This is a genomic window from Photorhabdus noenieputensis, assembly GCF_018448935.1.
Taxonomy (GTDB): domain Bacteria; phylum Pseudomonadota; class Gammaproteobacteria; order Enterobacterales; family Enterobacteriaceae; genus Photorhabdus; species Photorhabdus noenieputensis.
The window spans coordinates 57854-80225 of sequence record NZ_RCWC01000002.1 but is presented as its reverse complement, the minus strand read 5'-3'; the positions used below and the strand labels follow the sequence as shown (position 1 = coordinate 80225).

Here is a 22372-nt window from a genome sequence, read left to right as displayed (position 1 = left end):
TAATTTGGGGATGGAATGAATAATAAGAAAGTGATGTATCCGTTTTTGCAAAAGGATTCCATGATTAAAAAAACAACTCTTGCAATGACTATCCAGTTAGTACTGATGGGAAATAGTTATGCAATCACGGCAAGTGCGCAAAATACAAGCGATAAATCCGCTGCCCAAAATGACAAGATACTCGTCACCGCTTCACAACCAGAACATGAAGGGGTGACCGAAGACACCGGGATGTACAATACCACGTCGATGGTCACCGCCACCGGTCTAAACCTCTCGGCGCGTGAAACGCCACAGACAGTCAGTGTCGTGACCAAACAACGTATGCTTGACGAAAATCTGGACAGTGTTAATAGCGTCATCGATAGCACAACCGGTATGAGCGTACGCCAGTTTGATAGCGATCGTTTCGGGTTTACTTCTCGTGGCATGAGCATCAATAACATCCTGCGTGATGGAGTTGCGACCTACTACGACACTCGCTTTAACTATGGTGACAATCTTCTGGATACTGACCTGTTTGATCGTATTGAAGTAGTACGTGGAGCGGCTGGTTTGATGGTCGGCCCAGGCAATCCTTCGGCAGCCGTTAATCTGATTCGTAAACGTCCTACCCGTGATTTTCGTGGTGAATTCTCTGTCGGAGCGGGTTCTTGGGATAAATGGCGCACTGGCCTTGATCTCTCCGGCCCGCTAAATGACAGTGGCAACCTACGCGGACGTTTCGTTACAGCCTATCAAGCGGCCAACTCCTTTCTTGATCGCAATAACCACGAAAGATACCCGTTCTATGGCATCCTTGAAGCGGATTTGACAGAAAATACCTTGCTGACTATAGGCGTTGATCATCAACGCAACCACACCCGTGGCGGTATGTTTGGTGGTTTGCCAATCTACTTTGCCGACGGCAGCAAAACAGACTATAAACGCAGCGACAGCTATGCTCCTGATTGGGCTTTTTCAAAAGTTCGGACCTTCTCCACCTTTACTAGCCTGCAACATAACTTTGACAACGGCTGGAGTGTAAAGGGCACCTTTACTTATGATAATAACGCTCTAGACCAAAAAGTCCTGTGGGCAACAAGTTTTCCTGACCGTAGCACCAATATTGGTATGGTGCCAGGTAACATGACACTTATTGATGGCAGTCGCCGTCAGAAGAACTACGATCTACAGGTGAATGGTGATTACCAGTTATTTAACCGCACTCACCATGTCAGCTTCGGCTTAAACCATCAGCAACAGGATTTCCAGAACGATTACTTCAGCGCAACCTGTATGCTCAAGCGCAACTGCGCCGGACTGGGTGACTTCACCTCTCCTGGCTGGCAATATCCTGAACCAGAGTGGAGTAATACGCGAACTTATGGCTCAAAAGGCCGTAATGAACAGACCGCAAGTTATGCCGTCACTCAAATTTCTCTGGCAGATCCGCTGACCTTGATCCTCGGCGGCCGGGTAACCAGTTGGCAAACACGCGGTGATAACTTTGGTACAGCACAGAATGCCAGCTACAGTGACGAATTTGTTCCTTACGGTGGGTTGATCTACAACATTACTCAAGATTTGTCGGTTTACACCAGTTACACCGAAATATTCAACCCGGAAAGCCACCGTGACCGCAATAACAAATTACTTGCCCCAGTGTCTGGACAAAACTATGAAGTGGGCCTAAAAGGTGTTGCCTTTGATAACAACCTCGATTACTCACTGGCAGTCTTTGAAATCCGTCAAGATAACCTGCCATTAGTAGATAACAATGCACCGAAACTACCGGATCTCTCCATCCCTCGTTATACAGTGGATGGTACCAAAACTCGCGGGTTTGAAGCAGAAATCAGTGGTCAACTGACAGATAATTGGCGTCTTTATACTGGTTACACACAATTCCGGGCAACAGATCCTAATGGTGTACGAATCAATTCCAATATGCCAAATAGGTTGTTTAAACTGTTTACCACCTACACCCTGCCAGGTGCGATGAGTAATCTGACCATCGGTGGTGGTGTTAACTGGCAGGATAAAACCTGGTTGACCATTGATGGGCCTGGAAAGACCTCAATGCAAGCGGAACAAAACAGCTTTGCTGTGGTGAACCTGATGAGCCGTTATCAATTCACGCCGGATCTCTCTTTGACGGTTAACCTGAATAACGTCTTTGATAAGACCTACTACACCCAGTTCGGCCAATATTCTCAGTATTACTATGGCGCACCTCGCAACATTGAAGCGATCTTGCGTTATAAGTTCTGAGTTTAAAGTCATAATGACACTGCGGACGGCAAACCTTATGTTTCTATTTATTTGAAGGAAAGCAAACAATGAAATTGAAGCGTTGCAAAGGGTTTGCCGTACTGCTGATGCTGTTGGTCAGTCTGTTGGCTGGCTGTGATAAGCCAGCCAACACAAACAATGCACCGTCAGATAAATCCGGCTATCCCAAACAAATTACTACCGTATTGGGTACCGCGGTGATTACACATCAACCTCAGCGTGTTGTCGCCCTCGGGGCGGGAGCGGAAGATATCGTACTGGATCTGGGTATCGTACCTGTCGGGATTGAATCCCATCGTTGGGGTGGAGATGAACAAGGCTATCTGCCGTGGTTTAAACAAGCGGTGCAACAGCGTGGCGGAACTTTACCCACCGTAATAGACATGTATCCTGAGTTGGACATTGAGAAGGTCATTAACCTTAAGCCTGATCTGATCGTGGCAACTCAATCAGGCATCACCCAAGAGATTTATGACCATTTGTCACACTTCGCCCCAGTAATCGCTTATCCGTCTCATCCCTGGCTTACAACACCACAACAACAGATTGAATTAATTGCTCGTGCGCTAGATAAACAGTCGCAGGGAGAAAAACTCACCACCGAGCTGAATGCCATATTACGTGAGGCAAGCAATACCATTCCACATATCAACAGCTATACCTTCGCCTACATCAAGGCTGGTATCAGCAGTAATATGCTATCGGTATATGTCAAAGGCGATCCACGCGTCGATACGTTAGTCCATCTTGGTTTAACGCTACTGCCATCAGTCAGCACACTGGCCGATCCTTTCGGCAGTTTCGCCGCCAATATAGGACTGGAAAATGCGGATTATCTTAATGGTGCTGATATCTTAATAACTTGGTTCAATAATGAACAAGAACGTAAAGCAGTAGAAGCACAGCCGTTATTTCAATCCATCCGAGCTGTACATCAGGGCGGTTATATCCCGCTAACCGACCAATCATTGGTCGTTGCCATGTCTTACGGTACACCGCTTAGTTTACGCTGGGGTTTATCACAATTTATGCCAATTCTGGCAGAGGCAATTAAATCATCATGACAAATCCTAAACGCCGATTCCTACTGCTGCTTGGCTTAGGTCTCATGATATTACTGACCTTAATTTGTATTATTGCCAGTTTAAGTCTGGGCGCAAAAACATTACCGCTATCAACCATATGGCATCACTATTGGTTAGGCGACAGTGGCAGCTATAGCGATTTAGTCATCAATGCCCGCAAACCACGCACGTTAATTGGCATCATGGCTGGCGCGGCACTGGCGCTTTCCGGGGCCGTAACACAGGGATTGCTGCGTAATCCGTTAGCCGAACCGGGCTTACTAGGTGTTAACGCCGGAGCTGCTACGGTGGTTGTCAGTTTCTCTTTCATCCCCATGCTGGATGAACTTCCGCGCTTCTGGACAGCATTTATTGGCGCTAGTCTGGCTACATTGCTGTTCTACCTGCTCAGTGGAGGACAACGTAATAGCAATCCAGCACGCATGGTATTAACCGGTGCCGCCATTAACGCTTGCTTATTTGCTTTTGTGCAAGGCGTTGTATTAATGAATGCCCATGTGTTGGATAACTACCGATTCTGGACCATCGGATCGCTCAGTGCAATGTCTCTGGCAGAAGCGAGTTCGCTGATACCCTATCTGTTATTTGCCTTAATATTGACCCTTTCACTCAGCTCCTCCCTAAATGTGATGGTGTTTGGTGAAGGTATCGCCAGCTCGCTTGGCGCTAATGTTGCCCGCACCCGCGTGTTATCGCTTATTACTGCCACTATGCTGGCGGCAGTGGCTACCGCTATGGCAGGCCCTATTGCCTTTATTGGCTTAGCTGCCCCCCACTTGATGCGGGCTTTAGTTGGCAGCGATTTTCGTTGGCTACTGCCCTATTGCCTGTTTGCCGGGCCTTGCCTACTGCTGACTTCCGATATACTGGCACGGTTGGTAATAGCACCCGGGGAGATCATGGTGGGAATTATCACCGCGGGAATCGGCGGACCGTTGCTCTATCTGGTTATTAAAACCCATCGTGGAGTCAATTATGTCGCGGATTAACCTATCTAGACCGACAAAAACTCGAACCTTTATGTTGGGAACCGCTGTTTTTCTTGTGCCCCCACAGCGGACGCAAAGAGCAATCTTATTGATATTGTTACTACTTGCAGTGCTGTTTTATCTCTCTCTGGCACTGGGTAAGCAAGGTATCGATAACCCGTGGCTAGCAACCTCAACTCCTTATCAGGAATTTATTCTCACACAGCTACGCTTACCCCGTGCATTAGTGGCTATCGGTGCCGGTGCAACCCTAGCACTCTCAGGTTCACTTTTTCAACTGACAACCCGCAACGCACTCGGTAGCCCAGATATTATCGGCGTTAATGCCGGTGCTGCTGCTGGCATAGTCGCCACCCTGACCATTTGGCCTGGCGTACTGCCGATCCCTGTAGGTGCGCTGCTAGGGGCCAGCTTTGCAGTACTGTTGGTATACACCGGAAACATTAGTCGCTCTGGACAGATGCAGACAACCAAAATTGTCATTTCCGGGATTGCTATCGCCGCCCTCTGTATGGCATTTGTTAATTTCGCTATTTCGAATGTACGTCTTGAGCAAGCACAGCAACTCGCTTCTCTGTTGCACGGTAGCCTCGCCAACCGAGGTTGGCAAGATGTTGGGTTAATTTATGGAACATCACTGTTCGTCCCCTTTCTACTCTGGTTAGGACGGCAATTAAACTACGTCAATCTCGGCTATGAAGTTGCTAATACGCTCGGTGTGCCAGTCCGTATCATTCAGCTCATGAGCTTGTTACTCGCGGTACTACTGGCCTCGATGGCGGTGCTGGTTGTCGGGCCCGTGGCGTTTATCGCGCTTTCTGCGCCACAAATTGCCCGCCGCTTGGTACGGGCAAAAGGTGCTGCTCTGTTCTGCTCCGCACTGGTGGGAGCATTACTACTACTCGCTTCCGACTTAATTACTTTGCTACTCCCTACTTCGGCACGTCTGCCAGTAGGCATTATCACCGCCGGGATAGGCGGTATCTATTTGATGTATTTGCTGTACGCTGAATTAAGGAGAACCAAGTAATGTCACTTGATATCAATTCCCCAACTCGCGCTTCACGATTGACAGCTCAAGATCTTTCGCTGGCATACGGCAAGAAAACAATTATTGAGCACTTAAATATTGCTATTCGTGATGGTGAATTCAGCGTCATCATTGGCCCGAATGGTTGTGGAAAATCGACCCTGCTACGCGCCATTAGCCGAGGCATCACCCCACAGTACGGTGAAATTCTGCTCGATGAGCGCAATATTCGACATTACAAACCCAAAGCGGTAGCACGTGAGTTATCTCTGCTAACACAAGGAGCAATCATCACCGAAGCGTTGACTGTATACGATTTGGTTTCACGTGGGCGTTACGCTCATCAATCCTTTTTACGGCAGTGGTCAGCAGAAGATGAACAAGTCGTTAACGACGCTTTATATGCGGTTGAACTTCAAGACATGTCACAACGGTTAGTCAGTGAACTTTCCGGTGGTCAGCGTCAGCGCGCTTGGTTTGCTATGACACTGGCACAGCAAACACCGATTGTACTGTTAGATGAGCCAACCACTTATCTGGATATCACTCATCAGATTGAAATGCTCGATCTCTGTCAGCGTCTACATTTACAGGGAAAAACGTTGGTGCTGGTACTGCACGATATTAACCTGGCACTACGTTACGCTTCACATTTAATTATGATGAAGAATGGTAAAATTTACGCCGAAGGGGTACCAGAAGAGATTATCAACGAACAGAGTATCGCCGATGTGTTTGGTCTCCCTTGCCGTATTATTTGCGATCCAGAATCAGGTAAACCATTGATTATTCCGAAATATAATCCCGTCTGAGCCGGGAATGAGCCGCCTATGGTTTTGCTGTATTAACAAGCAATATAGGTACCCAAAAGGTTCACTACTTGATAATAACAATGATAATGATAATAATTATCATAATTATATTTACAATGATTAGTCATATGTAAGATACTACAATCAGGTAGTATGAACATGTAAACAGGGAGTTGGTGGTGTCAAATACAAACAATTCAATTATCCCTTTAACCAGCGTGGTAATTGAAGATATCATCCAGTTATTTGAACAAACGTTTAGCCATTTTACTGCCACCATGAGAGTAAATGCAGACAATATCCCTGCTGCCAGCATGAGTTTCTCCCAATGGTCAGATATAAGAGAATTTCCGGTATTAATCCAGCGCTATCAGGATGAATACTACGGTGACAATGATATAAAACCAAACCAAAAAGCCCTGTATTCTCTATGGGCGCAATGGTATTTTGGTTTGGTTATTCCCCCGATGATGTTAATGTTGCTGGAATATCCACAAGCAGTGGATACTCATTACAATCTTTTTCGGGTTGAATTCCATGACAGCGGCAGGCCAGATATTGTTTACTATCATTTAACCTGGCTAAATGAAGCACCTTTATCACTACTCCATCGTCATTATTCTCTGTTGGATCGCCATATTATTCCTGTATGTGAAAAGATCGAATCATATCATGGGATAAATGGACGGCTCCTATGGAATAATATCGGTTATATTATGCATTGGTATCTTGCCGAATTCAGCACAAGAATAAATAGCAAGTTATATCAAGAAATTATAAACGGTCTTTTTATGGAGCCACAATTACCTGACGGTAGAGATAACCCACTTTATCGTACTGTTATTTTACGGCATAACAATATGCAACGTCGCACTTGTTGCCAAAGAAATAAACTACCTGGCGTCGGTAATTGCCATGATTGCCCTTTGGAATCTAAGGTAGAAAATAAGCACTAACATTCTATTCTATAATTTTTAATTCTTATCTGTTCCGGCAAAAAGATATTATTATGATTTAATCGCGCTATTATTCAACAGTTATTTAATTCTAACCAAATACTACACATAATAAAATCAACTATGTTGGGCAATAACCAAATCACAACCTATACATGAAATAATAAGGACATATAATGTACGGAGAAGCTCTGCTATTAGACCATTCACCTACAAAAGATAGTCATATAACGGACGAAGATTTTTCCAGATATTTCTTAAATATGCATAGTGCTGGAGACTATCTTGATGACGCTTATAATGTCATTACCAGAATAAAGAAAATATTACAGCAGGTGGATAAGCCTTTCAGTGGGATATTACCCCATGAGTTATCCCCACTATTTTCTAAAGTGAATTTAGATCTTCCGCTTACGTCTTTAAACCAGGCTTTAGATGAGTTGCAGCAACTTTATCTTAAAGATGCTGTTTATTTTCATCATCCAAAGTATGTCGCCCATCTCAATTGTCCATTAGTATTACCCGCCGTTCTGGCTGAAACCATTATTGGCGCGATTAATTCTTCATTGGATACCTGGGATCAAAGCGCTGGTGGGACACTAATAGAGCAAAAAGTTCTCGACTGGACACGAGATAAAATGGCATTAGGTACAAATGCCGATGGGATCTTTACTAGTGGCGGCACCCAATCAAATCTGATGGCAATGCTACTTGCGCGAGACCATTTTTGTCACCAGCGCGATCCTGAACATAAAAACCAGCTACACGGTTTGCCAGCAGATTTCCATAAACTGCGTATTTTTACCTCGACAGTCAGCCATTTCAGTACACAAAAAGCCGCCGCTATCCTTGGCTTGGGGTACAACGCCGTGGTCTCTGTTCCTCACGACAGTGAGTTCCGTATGGACCCTCAAGCACTGGAACAAAACATTAATCAGTGTATCGCACAAGGCAATATTCCTTTTGCCATTGTCGCGACAACCGGTACCACAGATTTCGGTAGTATTGATCCACTTCACCCTATCGCGGCTATCGCCAAACAGTATGGCATCTGGCTACATGTAGATGCTGCATACGGATGCGGCTTACTGGTTTCGCCTCGTCGCGCTCATCTACTGGAAGGCATCAATTTAGCCGATTCTGTCACTGTGGATTACCATAAGTCATTTTTCCAGCCAGTCAGTTGCGGTGCTTTCTTCGTCAAAAATAAGAAACACTTATCCCATCTGACCTACCATGCCGAATATTTGAATCCGCTAAGTGCGTTACAGGAAGGTACACCCAATCTGGTTAATAAAAGTATCCAGACAACTCGTCGTTTTGATGCATTGAAAATGTGGCTGACATTACGAATTATGGGAGCAAAACGACTTGGGCAAGCTTTCGATAAAGTTGTCGATACAGCTCAGGATGCCTATCGATTAATGGCACAGAATCCCTATTTTGAACTTATTCATTATCCAGAGCTAAGTACTTTGGTTTTCCGTTTTATTCCTAAACAAAGATTACCCGATGCAGATATTGACGCCATCAATGCCGCTATTCGTAAAACACTATTCCGTGAAGGCAATACTGTCATTGCGGGTACGAAAGTCAATGGCAAACAATATCTGAAATTCACTTTCCTTAACCCGGCAACAAACCAACAGCATCTACAAGAAATTGTGCATAACATCGTAATGCACGGAAACGATTTTCTGGCAACCCATAATAACAACTAATGATATTAATATTATTCACCAGGAGAAATTATGACAACTCGCCCTTATGATTTTATTGCCATTGGAATAGGTCCTTTTAATCTCGGACTGGCTTGTTTAACTCAGCCACTAAAAGATGTTCATAGCCTGTTTATCGATCAAAAACCGGGCTTTGATTGGCATCCGGGAATGATGCTGGAAAATTCCACTATGCAGACCCCTTTTATGTCAGATCTCGTGACCCTGGCATCACCCACGCATCCACTTAGCTTCCTTAATTACATTAAGCAAAAAGGGAGAATATACTCTTTTTATATCCGGGAAAGTTTTTTCCTGATGCGTAAAGAATACAACCAATATTGCCAGTGGGCGGCAGAACAGTTATCTAATTTACGCTTTAACACATGCGTTGATAGTATCAGCTATGATGAAGACGCTTCGCTATATACACTACATTGTTCAGATACGTTAACTGGGCAACAATACCAATTTGTTTGTAAAAAATTAGTATTGGGTACCGGGCCTGCACCTTATATTCCAAAATGCTGCCAACCCTTCGCTGATCAGATGGTGACATCCGGTAATTACTTGAAGAGCAAAAAAGCCTTACAACAAAAGCGATCTATTACTGTGCTGGGTAGTGGACAAAGTGCCGCGGAGATTTTCTACGATTTGCTCGGTGATATTGACAAATTCGATTATCAACTTAATTGGCTTACTCGTTCGCCACGTTTTTTCCCGCTGGAATATACCAAGCTGACACTAGAAATGACTTCTCCAGAATATGTAGATTATTTCTATAATCTCCCGGGCGAAAAGCGTGATGCATTAAATCTGTCCCACAAGCAGCTTTATAAAGGTATCAACAGTTCATTAATCAATGATATTTTCGATTTAATGTACACCAAACGATTAAACGGTGAATTAAACGTTAATTTATATACTAATAGTGAATTACAACAAGTTAGCCATGCTAACAATGGCCGTGATCTAACATTGGCATTATTTCAACACGAGCAGGAGCAAGCATTTTCTCTCAATACAGAAGGGCTCGTTCTGGCAACCGGCTATCAATACCAAGCTCCAACTTTTATTGAAGGTATACGTCACCTTATCCGTTGGGATGAAAAAGGACGTTATGGCGTACAGCGTAATTACAGTATCGACCAGAACAATACCATCTTCATACAGAATGTGGAATTACATACCCACGGTTTCGTCACACCGGATCTGGGAATGGCCTGTTATCGCAACTCCTGCCTGATTTATGAAATTACCGGTATTGAACATTATCCGATTGAGAAAAGTATCGCTTTCCAGCAGTTCAGCGTTGACACAGAAGGAGCATGCTAATGTCCGTCTTTAATCCTACGCTGTTTGAAAAATCCTTGCCTGAAATAGGCAGCTTTGCATTACGTCCACTGGATCTGGAACGGGATATTCCCATATTAACTGACTGGGTTAACCAAGATTATGCTCATTATTGGGGAATGCTAAATAATACCGAACAACAAGCATGGGAATTTTATCATAATTTAGAATTCCGCCATCCGGGTAGTGTATTTGTTGGCATCTATCGGGATCAACCTGCTTTCCTATTAGAGTGTTATCGTGCACAAGATGATCTGATTAGCAAATATTATCCAGCACACCCGGATGATATGGGGATGCATATTCTGGTTGCCCCACCGCAAGAAAAAATAAGGCATTTCACCTGGGGAATTTTCCAAACCATCATGGCCTTTATTTTTAGTGATCCTACTGTGGCCCGAATTGTGGTTGAACCTGATATACGTAATGAGAAAATTCACAAGCTTAATCTACGGGCTGGTTTTGTTTATCAGAAGGCATTGGTATTACCGAATAAAACAGCCAAATTAGCCTTTTGCACCAGAGAACAGCACCAGATTGCGTTGCAGCGGGAACACCAAGCGACAACATCAACTCCCCCGGGTTCATTGGTGACAAATGCCACACATTTGCAACCCGCCGTCTGGCAAAAAGTTAATCGTCTGCACTTGTGTAAAGCTATTTCTGAATTTTCACATGAATGTTTACTCGCGCCTCAACAGTTAACTGAAAAAACGGATAGCGACGGATATCACCATTACCGTTTGGATAGTTACTGTTTGAATAGTGCTGATCACCTGGTCAGCTATACTTTCCGGGCACGACGTATGGCACTGGATCACTGGCTGATTGATGCCAATTCGTTACAAAAACATGCCAACGGGGAAATAGCAGAACTCGATTCCTTACTATTCATTATTGAGTTTAAACAACAACTTGGTATCAGCGACGTTGTAATGCCTACCTATCTGGAAGAAATTACCAGTACTCTTTATAGCAGTGCTTTTAAGCATAACAGAATCGGTATCAGTGCAATGGATCTCGTGAACACTGATTTTCAGGCGCTGGAAGGGGAGATGACGGAAGGGCACCCCTCTTTCGTCGCCAACAATGGCCGGATTGGTTTTGATATTGGTGATTTCCAGAACTTTAGTCCCGAAGCCGCCTCTGCTATGCATTTAGTATGGCTGGCCGCACATAAGAGCAAAGCGCATTTTGCTTGTATAGAGCAACTCAATTATCAACAGTTACTAGAACAAGAACTAGGCACCACCACAATGGCTGAATTTGATCAGCGGTTGATCGCGCTTAACCTTAATCCAGAGGATTACGTACTGATGCCTGTTCACCCTTGGCAATGGCAGAACAAGTTGGCATCCGTGTTTGCGCCCGATATCGCTAATCAGAAACTGGTCTACCTTGGTATTGGCGCTGATACCTACCAAGCACAACAGTCAATCCGTACCTTATTCAATCGCAGTCATCCTCAGCGATATTACGTGAAAATGGCGTTATCCATTCTGAACATGGGATTTATGCGCGGTTTATCACCTTATTACATGGCGACGACGCCAGGCATTAACGACTGGTTATTCGATTTAGTAACACAAGATCCTATCTTGCAACGTTATCGTTTTAAAATTTTACGAGAAGTCGCCAGTGTTGGATTCAAAAACAGCTATTACGAGCAAGCAATCAGTAGTGATACGCCTTATAAAAAAATGATGGCGGCACTATGGCGAGAAAACCCTCTGCAACTTATTGAATCTGGGCAGCAAGTGATGACGATGGCTGCGTTACTGCACAGTGATCAGCAAGGGAATGCCCTACTGCCTGCGTTAATTTCAGCATCCGGCCTATCTACTCAGGAATGGTTACGTCGCTATTTAGAGAGTTATCTGGCACCACTGTTACACTGTTTGTACGCTTATGATCTGATGTTTATGCCACACGGCGAAAATATCATCATGGTATTGGAAAACCATATTCCACAGCACATCTTTATGAAGGATTTAGCGGAAGAGATTCTGGTCATGAATCCCGACGCCGATTTACCGGAAAAAGCGCGTCGAGTCAAAGTAGACATGCCGGAAGATATGAAAACACTGACTATCTTATCTGATGTGTTTGACGGTATATTCCGCTATCTGGCTGCAATACTGGATGAACAGGGTGACTATTCACAGGATCTGTTCTGGCAGGCCGTAGCAGATTGTATTTTAAGCTATCAGCACAACCATCCTGAATTGAGTGAACAATTTGTGCGTTACGATCTGTTTACACCGGAGATTAAACGCTGCTGTTTAAATCGTCTGCAAATAGCGAATAACCGTCAGATGCTCGATTTAGCTGATCCGGCTCAAAGTTTACAGTTTGCTGATAATCTGATTAACCCAATTGCCAAATTTGGTCATTCGTAACAATGAGCATGGAAAACGGTGTCACATCGGTAACATGCTAACGATCTATATAAGGCGGTGCTGCTACAGTACTGCCTTCTTTATTTACATAATTTACCTATATACGTAGTTTCAATAGATTAAATTCCAGCACCGATATTATTTCCCGTTTCAACTTACCTATAATGATGTTATTCAGATTATTGCCAAGCATTCCTTAACGCTGGCAAGGTTAGCAATAAAAGCATAACATTAACAAGCCATTAACTATATAAAGTCACATTGGTAACATATATCTTTATTTAGGAATAAAATTAAATGTCTACAACTCTACTAACCCTGGAAGAAGCCCGGCAAATGATTGGTCATGCTTTTGTTCACGATATGCCTTTTAACCAATTATTAGAACTTGAACTGATTCGATTTGAACAAGATTACGTAGAAATACAATTCCGTAACCAAAGTAAATTAGTCGGTAATATCGCACAGAAAATTTTACATGGTGGCGTAATTGCCTCAGTGCTAGACGTATGTGGTGGATTGGTTTGTATCGGTAACGCCTTGACCCGTCTGGTACCGGCATCATTAGAAGAATTAGAAAAACGATTATCAATAATGGGAACGATTGATTTGCGGGTGGATTATCTACGTCCCGGTCGTGGTGAATTATTTACTGCCACCAGTAGCATTATCCGCAATGGCAACAAAGTCTCTGTCGCCAGAGCAGAACTACATAATGAGCAGAGAGCCCATATCGCCAGTGTAACGGCGACCTATCTGGTAGGATGACAATATAATTTTAATCGCTTGCGTAATATTCAGCCCGGTGACATATTATTTTCATGTTAACGGGCTAAAAACCCATGACACTCTTTCCACCTTTATTAACATCAGGACAATATGAACAAGCCACAAACTACCAAAGGAGTACTGTACGCCTTCGGTGCCTGTTTTATCTGGGGAATCGCACCCGTTTATTTTAAACATATCCAGCAAGTACCTGCTGACGAAATCTTGACCCATCGTATTATCTGGTCATTTTTCTTTATGTTGCTGCTACTAACATTAACTCGTCACTGGTCACAGGTAGCCAAAATTTTCCGTCAACCTAAAAAAGTATTATTTCTGGCGGTAACGGCTACTGTCGTTGCCTGTAACTGGCTGATTTATATCTGGGCGGTGAACCACGGCCATATGCTGGAAGCCAGCTTAGGTTATTTCATTAGCCCATTGGTTAACGTGTTGTTTGGTATGTTGTTTCTCAGTGAGCGTTTCCGCCGCACACAATGGGCTGCGGTTATTCTGGCCTTCACCGGCGTATTAATCCAGCTATGGCAATTTGGTTCTATACCGGTCATTGGACTAAGTTTGGCTGTCACTTTTGCTCTGTATGCTCTGCTGCGTAAGAAAATGAATGTTGATGCTCAAACAGGCATGACGATTGAAACACTGTGGTTACTGCCGGTTGCCGCCATTTACCTATTTGGTTTTGCCAACACCCCAACCAGTGATTTAAGTAATAACTCAGCAACTCTCAATTTATTTCTGATTGCCGCAGGCATTATTACTACTGTGCCATTACTGTTATACACAGAAGCCGCTGCCCATCTACGTCTATCCACACTCGGATTCTTTCAGTATGTCGGCCCAACGCTAATGTTCTTGCTAGCAACCTTGGTTTATGGTGAACAAATAGGCATTGACCGTCTGATTACTTTCGGCTTTATCTGGGCTGCATTAGTGCTGTTTACACTGAACGCAGTGTATACACAGCGTAGATCGCAGAGATAGCAAAACAATGAAAATAACCATCAGATTAGCTAATACAACCGAACAGATCGCACTTGAAGATCTGCAATTACGGGCGTCTCTTATGTGGGAAGAAGATAGAGAATTATTACTAGCAAATCCCCACATGATAGAACTGCCTATAGAGCATATTGAAGCAGGGTATGTTTATGTTGCAGAACAAGCTAGCGTAATTCTAGGGTTCAGTGTTGTATTGCCTCAATCTGATGGAAATGCTGAACTTGATGGATTATTTGTTGAACCAACCTTTTGGCATCGAGGCATTGGCAAGCAATTGGTGCAAATCGCATTAAATGATCTTCATATAAAAGGCAAAGCATCATTACAAGTGATGGCTAATCCGCAAGCAGAAGGGTTTTATATTGCCCTTGGCTTTAAATATTTGGGAAAAGAATATACTCAATTAGGAACAGCAATTCGTATGATTAAATACACCCTGTAAAATAATCTAATTCTATTTTATATATTAATACCCTTTATCGTCACATCTTTAATAATAAAACACTATTTTTTAAAAAAATTTAATTTAACTCATCCTGTTTTCACATTTAATATAAAACTGTAGAATTAAGGTTAATAATATTTCAATTAAAAAATTAAAACCTTAATCACATTAAAGATAGAAAATAATAAAAGCTTCTTTTAAAACAAAAAGCACTCCAAGTTATATATCTAATCAGAGATTATAGAAACCATATAGAATAAGCATTTAATAACATTAAGATTATTTCAATTCAATAATCAATATTTTAAAATAATAATAAAACCCAATGCCGCCACAAAAAGATGATTAAACTATTATCGTATTATTTTTATTATAGCCGCCATAATACAATTATTATAGCGGCTATATATTAAAGCCAATTCTTCCGCTTAAAATAGAGGTACGGTGCAAGACCGGCAGCAATCATTAAACCAATTGCGCCCGGATAACCAAATGTCCAGTGTAACTCCGGCATAAAATCAAAGTTCATACCATAACTGGAAGCCACCAGCGTTGGCGGCAGGAATACCACAGAGACAACCGAGAAAATTTTGATAATTCTGCTCTGTTCAATATTGATAAAGCCCATTGCCGCCTGCATCAAAAAATTAACTTTCTGAAACAGAGATTCATTATGTGGCAGCAGCGATTCAATATCCCGCAAGATTTCACGGGCCTGCTCTAGTTGAGCTCCCGGCAAACGAGCCCGTCGCACCAAGAAGTTAAGCGCACGCTGAGTATCCATAAGACACAAGCGAACCTTCCAGCCGATATCTTCCTGTTCAGCAAGACTGGACAAGGCAATATCAAATTCATCACCCTGTTTCCCTTCCATAATGACCCGGCTCAGGGATTCCAGCACGCTGTAAATATTTTCGATAACATCAGCCAACTGTTCGATCTTGGTTTCAAACAGATCCATCAGCACTTCATAAGCGTTACCATCAACTAATGTCTGATTACGAGCACGCATACGATACAATCGGAACGCAGGGAGCTCCCGCTCTCGCAATGTATAGAGACGACCATCACGAATAGTAAATGCAACTGTTGCGTTGCCTGCATGGTATTCCGCGTCTTCAAAGTAGAAAAATGAGTGAACGTGTATCCCGTCTTCATCTTCAAAAAAACGCGCCGACGCCTCAATGTCATCCAGCTCCGGTCGGGTAGCCAGAATTTGGCCTAATTCATTTTGAACTTGCAGCCTGTCTTGCTCTGCCGGTTCAACCAAATCGACCCATAAGGAATCAGATAACTTTTCTCCCTCTTCAAACTCAAGACGGAGCAGGCGATTATTCTCTAATTTAAATGCGCTCAGCATGTATCATAAGTCTCCTTTACTCCCTACGTGATCGTAAGGCGCGAATGTTACGCTTAGAAGAAAAAGCCTGTCAACATTCAACCTGGATATTATTTTCAGACCATTTCAAGTCTGGCATAAGCAGCCACCAGCCACTTAATCCCTTCCCCTTGAAACGCGATTTGCAATCGGCTATGTTCACCACTCCCCTCCATATTGACAATGGTTCCTTCACCAAATTTAGGATGACGAACACGTTGTCCAAGAGCATAACCGCTATCATTGGCACTGATAGGTGTGCCCAACCGACTATGGCTAACCGGACGAGATATTGTCGCACGTAACCGCACTTCTTCAATACATTCTGACGGCAGTTCCCCAATAAAACGAGATGGTCGATGATACACCTCTTTGCCATATAAACGACGACTTTCGGCATAAGTGATGGTCAATTTTTCCATTGCACGCGTCAAACCCACATAAGCCAAGCGACGCTCCTCTTCCAGACGTCCGCCTTCTTCAATCGACATCTGGCTTGGGAACATGCCTTCTTCCATGCCAACAATAAATACCTGTGGGAATTCCAGTCCCTTAGCCGAATGTAATGTCATCAGTTGCACTGAATCCTGATAAGCATCGGCCTGCCCTTCTCCCGATTCCAGCGCGGCATGGGAAAGAAATGCCTGCAATGGCGTCAAATCTTCATCTTCTTCCTGATAGCTAAACTGGCGAGTCGCGGTAACAAGTTCTTCAAGGTTTTCAATCCGTGCCTGCGCTTTTTCACCTTTCTCCTGCTGATACATCGCTCGCAGGCCAGAATCTCGGATAACCCTGTCAGTCTGAACATGCAATGGCATCTCTTCAGTTTCTGTCGATAACGCGTCAATCAGTTCAATAAAACGTTGCAAGGACGCAGCGGCACGCCCGGCCAGCACTTTCTCTTGCAGCAATATTTGGCAACAGTCCCACAAGGTTTGCTGCCGTTCACGCGCCGCCTGGCGCACAATATCTAACGTTCTGTCACCAATACCACGAGTAGGCGTATTCACTACACGTTCAAACGCCGCGTCATCATGACGATTGGCGATCAGACGCAAGTAAGCCAGTGCATCTTTAATTTCCTGACGCTCAAAGAATCGTTGACCACCATAAATACGGTATGGCATTGATGCCTGTAACAACGCCTCTTCCAGTACACGGGACTGCGCGTTGCTGCGGTAAAGTATGGCGCAATTTTTCAAAGCGCCACCATTTTCAAGCCAGTTTTTAATCCGGCTAACCACATAGCGGGCTTCATCCAGTTCATTGAATGCACAATAAAGGGAAATAGGTTCACCCTCTACACCATCAGTCCACAAATTTTTACCCAGACGATCACTGTTATTGGCAATCAATGTATTGGCAACTTTCAAAATATTACTGGTGGAGCGGTAATTCTGTTCCAAACGGATAGTTTCAGCACCGGAAAAATCTTTCAGGAAACGCTGAATATTCTCGACTTGAGCACCACGCCAACCGTAAATAGATTGATCATCATCTCCGACAATCATCACTTTGCCTGTTTCCCCTGCCAACAGATGAATCCAGGCATATTGAATACTGTTAGTGTCCTGAAACTCATCCACCAGAATATTAGTAAAACGGCCACGGTAATGTTGCAGAATCTGAGGTTTATTCAACCACAACTCATGGGCTCGCAGTAAAAGCTCGGCAAAATCCACCAACCCGGCCCGATCACAAGCCTCCTGATAAGCTTGATAAATTTTCTGCCATGTCGCCTCAACAGGATTGCCATAACTTTCAATATGCTGTGGCCGCAATCCCTCATCTTTTTTACCATTGATGTACCACATGCCTTGACGAGCTGGCCATTGTTTATCATCCAGATTCATCGCTTTAATAATGCGTTTAAGCAGGCGATGTTGATCTTCGCTGTCAAGAATCTGAAAATCCTGTGGCAAATTAGCATCCAGATGATGCGCTCGTAACAACCGATGAGCCAAACCGTGGAACGTACCAATCCACATTCCACCCTGGCTGGTACCGATCAAGTTTTCAATCCGATGGCGCATCTCCGCAGCCGCTTTATTGGTGAAGGTCACGGCCATAATGGAAAATGGCGAAGCCTTCTCCACCGACAACAACCAAGCAATTCGGTGTACCAGAACCCGGGTTTTACCACTCCCTGCGCCAGCTAATACCAACATATTGGTTCGCGGAGCAGCTACAGCTTCCCGTTGTTTGTCATTCAGACTTTCGAGCAGATAGGAGACGTCCATAGTTACCATCAATTGATTAGACAGCGACCAGAGGTTGCTGTGTTTTTATACAGAATAATTTCTTGATTATATCAATGCTGTCAAAGAAGCCAAATCGTAAATCTCAATGTGAGGCAGCAGGCGGCTTTCCATTGGCTGCAATAATTTTTTATTCTTGGTATTCATCCAGCAAGCCTGCATACCACTAGCCAACGCCCCTGCCACATCGGTATTCAAATCATCACCGACATGTAAGATTTGCCCAAACGGTAAACCCAAGCGATCCGCGGCCAAATAGTACATATCGCTGCAAGGTTTTGCGCGCCCATCAGGGCCAGCTTGCAGCACAAATTTAAAATAAGGGGCAAGACCACAAGCGGCAGGTTCTGCATTGCCATTAGTAATGGCGACTAGTGGTATCTGTTCAGCAAGTGCCGCCAGAGTTTTATGTGTTGATTCAGGAATATCAATTCGATTACGCCAAAGTGTGAAATGCGCCATGACATCATCTGCCCCCCGATCAGCGTCTTCACGGTTAAAACCGTAATGGCAAAACATCAACTTTGAAGAGTGCCAACGCCATAAAGTCATGTCATGATAAATTTCAGGATACTGCTCAAGTGTCAATTCACGGAAAGCATATAGATCCTGATGATTAAGGTGACTCAACCTAGAATCATACTGCCGTACAAAATTCAGTACTTCCTCTTCTGCCTTATCCATGACGGGATGATTATCATACAGTGTATCATCCAGATCAAATGTCATCGCTAACACTGGCGCAAGAGGCCGATAAAAACGCATTACGATTTCCCCCGTTTGGCTCTGGGATGGGCTACATCATACACTTTTGTCAAATGCTGGAAATCCAAATGAGTATAGATTTGTGTGGAGGATAAGCTGGCATGGCCCAGTAATTCCTGAACCGCGCGCAAATCACCACTGGACTCCAGAATATGAGTGGCAAAAGAGTGGCGCAATTTATGAGGATGAATATGGCTGCTTATTCCCTGGCGTATTCCCCACTGCGCAAATCGTTTTTGTACATTACGGGTTGATATTCGCCGCCCACTCTTTGAGACAAAAACAGCATTATCCTCCGGCTCGAATAGCTCCCGCATCGCCAACCAACGATTAAGCCATTCAACCGCGGTCTGTCCCAAAGGGACCTTCCGCTCTTTACTGCCTTTACCTGAAACCCAGACTTCTCCACTTTCAAGATCCAGATGCCGGCAATCAAGGCCCACCAACTCCGACAAACGTAATCCAGCACCATACATCACTTCCAACATCGTCCGGTCACGCACTGATAATGGATCATTAAAATCGATATTCAGCAGTTGGTTCACTTCATCCACATCGATATTTTTCGGCAAATGACGCTTAGTTCCCGGCGTACTGACGGTTTTACTCGGATTAACGGAAATTTCGCCTTGAATCACCTGCCAATCAAGAAAACTGCGCAAGGAAGATAAACGCAACGCCAAGTTAGCTGACTGCAAACCAGCCCGACGACTACGTGTTACCAACATTCTCACTTTGGCGGGATCAAGATCTTTCCATTGGCTGACACCCATTTCTAAAACCATCTCAGCCAATGTAGCAAGATGGCGACGGTAATTGGTGATAGTCACTGGACTTAACCGACGCTCTACCCTGAGGTAGCGCAAAAATGCCTCAATCGGCTCCAGTAACGGGTCAATTTCCTGCATCATATGCGTTTAATCCAACGAGACAGTATATCCGGCAATAATTTAGCCAGATGCTCAAGCATGTCAGTTCCCATGCCTTCTTGATAATGTTGATGGCTCCGACTGTTAAATATCACCATTCCTAGCTCGCCCCTCGTTCCCAGTAAAGAGACGGCAACCGAACCTACTTGCCGAACTTGCGGCAATAGCAATAAAATTTCCGGCCCATTTAGCATACCGAGATAGTGGTTTTTATTACCAAAACGCTGAATCCGAATTGGCTCAAAAGCATTGCGAGAAAGCGCTAAGTTAGGTGCATCAAGTGGTGCGCCAATATGCCATTTATCATTGAAAAGACGGATGCTGGCACTATTTAGCCCCATATTCTTAGCCCATGAACTTAACCGACTAAGCATATCTTGCAAACTCTCTGCCGCAACCAAATCAATAAGTAATTTAAGCAACTGCTCAAACAGTTGTTCATTCACTCTAGCCTGTTCCATGAGCAAAGTTATATCTTCTTCCAGATAAGCAATCCGTGTTCTCTGGCGATTCATGTACCATTCAACCAAAGAAACCGTTTCTCTTACCAGGTGAGGAACCCGCATCTGTTCAACGACACATGCATTACGGATAAAGAAATTGGGGTTTTCCAGCAAATAATCCACGACAGTCTGATCATCAAGTATGTCATTGATGTTCAACTGCTCTTCTTTTTTCTCCATCTTCGATGCTCCGCAGCTCAAATCCGAATCGATTACAGATGAATTGTGCCATCATAAACATGCGTCGCCGGTCCCGTCATATAGAGCGGTTTTCCCGGCCCGTCCCAACAGATAAACAGTGAACCTCCCGGCAAATCTACCTGAACATGATTGTCGAGCAATTGCTGCTGAATGCCTACTGCTACCGCTGCACAAGCACCACTGCCACAAGCTTGGGTTTCCCCAACGCCACGTTCATAAACCCGTAAGCGGATATGACCACAGTTTAAAATCTGCATGAAACCAATATTCGCCCGTTCAGGAAATCTTTCGTGGCTTTCCAAAGCTGGCCCCAAAATTTCTACTTCGGCCGTTTCCACGTCTGGTACTTGAATCACACAATGAGGATTCCCCATAGAGACAACACCACAAAGCACAGTTCTCTCTACTACCCGTAAAATATAGGTTTTCTCTGCCCTTAACGCACGAAATGGTACATGATGCGGCTCAAATTCAGGCTCCCCCATATTAACGCAAACCTGATCATCATTGGTGATGCTCAACATCATCCGCCCTGATTGCGTGCTGACTTTAATATCACGCTTATTAATTAATCCTTTAAGACGGACAAAGCGGGCAAAACAACGCGCTCCATTGCCACACTGTGCAACTTCACTACCGTCAGCATTAAAAATGCGATAGTGAAAATCCATATCTGGATCATAGGGCGCTTCAACAATTAACAATTGATCAAAGCCCACACCGGTATGCCTATCCGCCAAACGGCAGATCAGCTCTGGTGAGAAATAAACATTTTGGGTCACAGCATCAACGACCATAAAGTCATTACCCAGACCATGCATTTTGGAGAACTGCATATAATGCTCCACCGTAAACCCTAGTCACTGACTATCGGCTTATCTCGCTTATTTCTGAGAGGTACTATCCACTTTCTGCCCTTGCTGCTCAGTATTCGCGGGAATCTGAGATGCAGTTGTCACCTTCTCGGTCGATGGTTGTTCTGGAGGAAAATAGAGGGGACCTTTTAGTCCACAGCCAGAAAGTATAAATAAGGTTATGATAGCCAGAAATCCACGTAATTTTTTCTTCATTGCATTAATGCCTGTAATTCATACGTCAATATTCTCTATAATCGCAGTTAGACCTCGAAAAGCAAATAGGAAATGAAGATGAACGACAGTGAATTTCACCAGTTAGCCGACCAATTGATGCTTTATATCGAAGGGCAGTTGGATAATTATGATGGCAATGCCGATATCGACTGTGAAACCAATGGCGGCGTCATGACCCTGAGCTTTGATAATGACAGCAAAATTATTATTAATCGCCAGGAACCTTTCCATCAAATCTGGCTGGCAACCAAAGGCGGTGGTTATCATTTTGACTATAAAGAAGAGCAGTGGATTTGTGACCGCAGCGGTGACAATTTTTTAACCATGCTAGCACATGCCATCACCGAGCAAAGCGGCGAACAGTTCAGCTTTTAATGCTTGAACCTACCCCGCATCGC

Annotated in this window: 20 protein-coding genes; 13 read left to right on the top strand and 7 right to left on the bottom strand. The window is 44.0% G+C overall.

What is annotated here, in order from left to right; genetic code table 11:
* The first annotated feature begins 15 nt into the window (after positions 1-15).
* The 12 genes from EAE91_RS02435 to EAE91_RS02380 all read left to right on the top strand — a co-directional run bounded on the left by EAE91_RS02435 (position 16) and on the right by EAE91_RS02380 (position 14846).
* Complete coding sequence (locus EAE91_RS02435) at positions 16-2253, top strand: TonB-dependent siderophore receptor (protein ID WP_376744730.1); 2238 nt, start codon at positions 16-18, stop codon at positions 2251-2253.
* A gap of 68 nt (positions 2254-2321) precedes the next feature.
* The gene (locus EAE91_RS02430) at positions 2322-3338 is read left to right on the top strand and encodes an iron-siderophore ABC transporter substrate-binding protein (RefSeq protein ID WP_214087102.1); all 1017 of its coding nucleotides are present in this window, start codon (positions 2322-2324) and stop codon (positions 3336-3338) included.
* Complete coding sequence (locus tag EAE91_RS02425; RefSeq protein WP_214087101.1) at positions 3335-4348, top strand: FecCD family ABC transporter permease; 1014 nt, start codon at positions 3335-3337, stop codon at positions 4346-4348. The genes EAE91_RS02430 and EAE91_RS02425 overlap by 4 nt, the downstream gene beginning before the upstream one ends.
* Positions 4335-5378: a FecCD family ABC transporter permease gene (locus EAE91_RS02420; protein ID WP_214087100.1), complete on the top strand. Its 1044-nt coding sequence runs from the start codon at positions 4335-4337 to the stop codon at positions 5376-5378. Before EAE91_RS02425 ends, EAE91_RS02420 begins: the two co-directional genes overlap by 14 nt.
* The gene (locus EAE91_RS02415) at positions 5378-6190 is read left to right on the top strand and encodes an ABC transporter ATP-binding protein (protein WP_214087099.1); all 813 of its coding nucleotides are present in this window, start codon (positions 5378-5380) and stop codon (positions 6188-6190) included. Before EAE91_RS02420 ends, EAE91_RS02415 begins: the two co-directional genes overlap by 1 nt.
* Before the next feature lie 179 nt (positions 6191-6369).
* The gene (fhuF, locus tag EAE91_RS02410; protein WP_214087098.1) at positions 6370-7146 is read left to right on the top strand and encodes a siderophore-iron reductase FhuF; all 777 of its coding nucleotides are present in this window, start codon (positions 6370-6372) and stop codon (positions 7144-7146) included.
* 176 nt (positions 7147-7322) lie between these two features.
* Positions 7323-8867 (top strand): pyridoxal phosphate-dependent decarboxylase family protein, encoded by a 1545-nt coding sequence (locus tag EAE91_RS02405; RefSeq protein WP_214087097.1) that lies wholly within the window; start codon positions 7323-7325, stop codon positions 8865-8867.
* 30 nt (positions 8868-8897) lie between these two features.
* Entirely contained in the window at positions 8898-10199 is a 1302-nt protein-coding gene (locus EAE91_RS02400; RefSeq protein ID WP_214087096.1) for a lysine N(6)-hydroxylase/L-ornithine N(5)-oxygenase family protein, read from the top strand.
* Positions 10199-12616 carry a GNAT family N-acetyltransferase gene (locus tag EAE91_RS02395; RefSeq protein ID WP_214087095.1) on the top strand — a complete coding sequence of 806 codons (2418 nt, stop codon included), beginning with the start codon at positions 10199-10201 and terminating at the stop codon, positions 12614-12616. The genes EAE91_RS02400 and EAE91_RS02395 overlap by 1 nt, the downstream gene beginning before the upstream one ends.
* Positions 12617-12913: 297 nt before the next feature.
* Entirely contained in the window at positions 12914-13384 is a 471-nt protein-coding gene (locus tag EAE91_RS02390; protein ID WP_214087094.1) for a thioesterase family protein, read from the top strand.
* Between the two features lie 111 nt (positions 13385-13495).
* Positions 13496-14386, top strand: a complete 891-nt coding sequence (gene rarD, locus EAE91_RS02385; RefSeq protein ID WP_214087093.1) for an EamA family transporter RarD — start codon at positions 13496-13498, stop codon at positions 14384-14386.
* A gap of 7 nt (positions 14387-14393) precedes the next feature.
* Positions 14394-14846 (top strand): GNAT family N-acetyltransferase, encoded by a 453-nt coding sequence (locus EAE91_RS02380; protein ID WP_214087092.1) that lies wholly within the window; start codon positions 14394-14396, stop codon positions 14844-14846.
* Positions 14847-15258: 412 nt separating this feature from the next.
* Here the strand turns inward: EAE91_RS02380 and corA are convergent, their stop codons facing one another.
* The 7 genes from corA to lptM form a co-directional block, all read right to left on the bottom strand.
* A complete protein-coding gene (gene corA / locus EAE91_RS02375) occupies positions 15259-16209 on the bottom strand; it encodes a magnesium/cobalt transporter CorA (RefSeq protein ID WP_214087091.1) in 951 nt (316 codons plus the stop codon).
* A 95-nt stretch (positions 16210-16304) separates the two neighbouring features.
* Positions 16305-18467 carry a DNA helicase II gene (gene uvrD, locus EAE91_RS02370; RefSeq protein ID WP_446676312.1) on the bottom strand — a complete coding sequence of 721 codons (2163 nt, stop codon included), beginning with the start codon at positions 18465-18467 and terminating at the stop codon, positions 16305-16307.
* Positions 18468-18533: 66 nt separating this feature from the next.
* A complete protein-coding gene (gene yigB / locus EAE91_RS02365; protein WP_214087089.1) occupies positions 18534-19250 on the bottom strand; it encodes a 5-amino-6-(5-phospho-D-ribitylamino)uracil phosphatase YigB in 717 nt (238 codons plus the stop codon).
* On the bottom strand, positions 19250-20158 hold the full coding sequence (xerC, locus tag EAE91_RS02360) for a tyrosine recombinase XerC (protein ID WP_214087263.1): 909 nt from the start codon (positions 20156-20158) through the stop codon (positions 19250-19252). Before xerC ends, yigB begins: the two co-directional genes overlap by 1 nt.
* Positions 20158-20862, bottom strand: a complete 705-nt coding sequence (locus EAE91_RS02355; RefSeq protein WP_214087088.1) for a DUF484 domain-containing protein — start codon at positions 20860-20862, stop codon at positions 20158-20160. The genes xerC and EAE91_RS02355 overlap by 1 nt, the downstream gene beginning before the upstream one ends.
* Positions 20863-20894: 32 nt before the next feature.
* On the bottom strand, positions 20895-21719 hold the full coding sequence (gene dapF / locus EAE91_RS02350; protein ID WP_214087087.1) for a diaminopimelate epimerase: 825 nt from the start codon (positions 21717-21719) through the stop codon (positions 20895-20897).
* Between the two features lie 48 nt (positions 21720-21767).
* Entirely contained in the window at positions 21768-21953 is a 186-nt protein-coding gene (gene lptM, locus EAE91_RS02345) for an LPS translocon maturation chaperone LptM (protein ID WP_214087086.1), read from the bottom strand.
* Positions 21954-22031: 78 nt separating this feature from the next.
* Here lptM and cyaY point away from each other — a divergent pair, with 78 nt between their 5' ends.
* The gene (cyaY, locus tag EAE91_RS02340) at positions 22032-22349 is read left to right on the top strand and encodes an iron donor protein CyaY (protein ID WP_214087085.1); all 318 of its coding nucleotides are present in this window, start codon (positions 22032-22034) and stop codon (positions 22347-22349) included.
* The last annotated feature ends 23 nt before the right edge of the window (positions 22350-22372 follow it).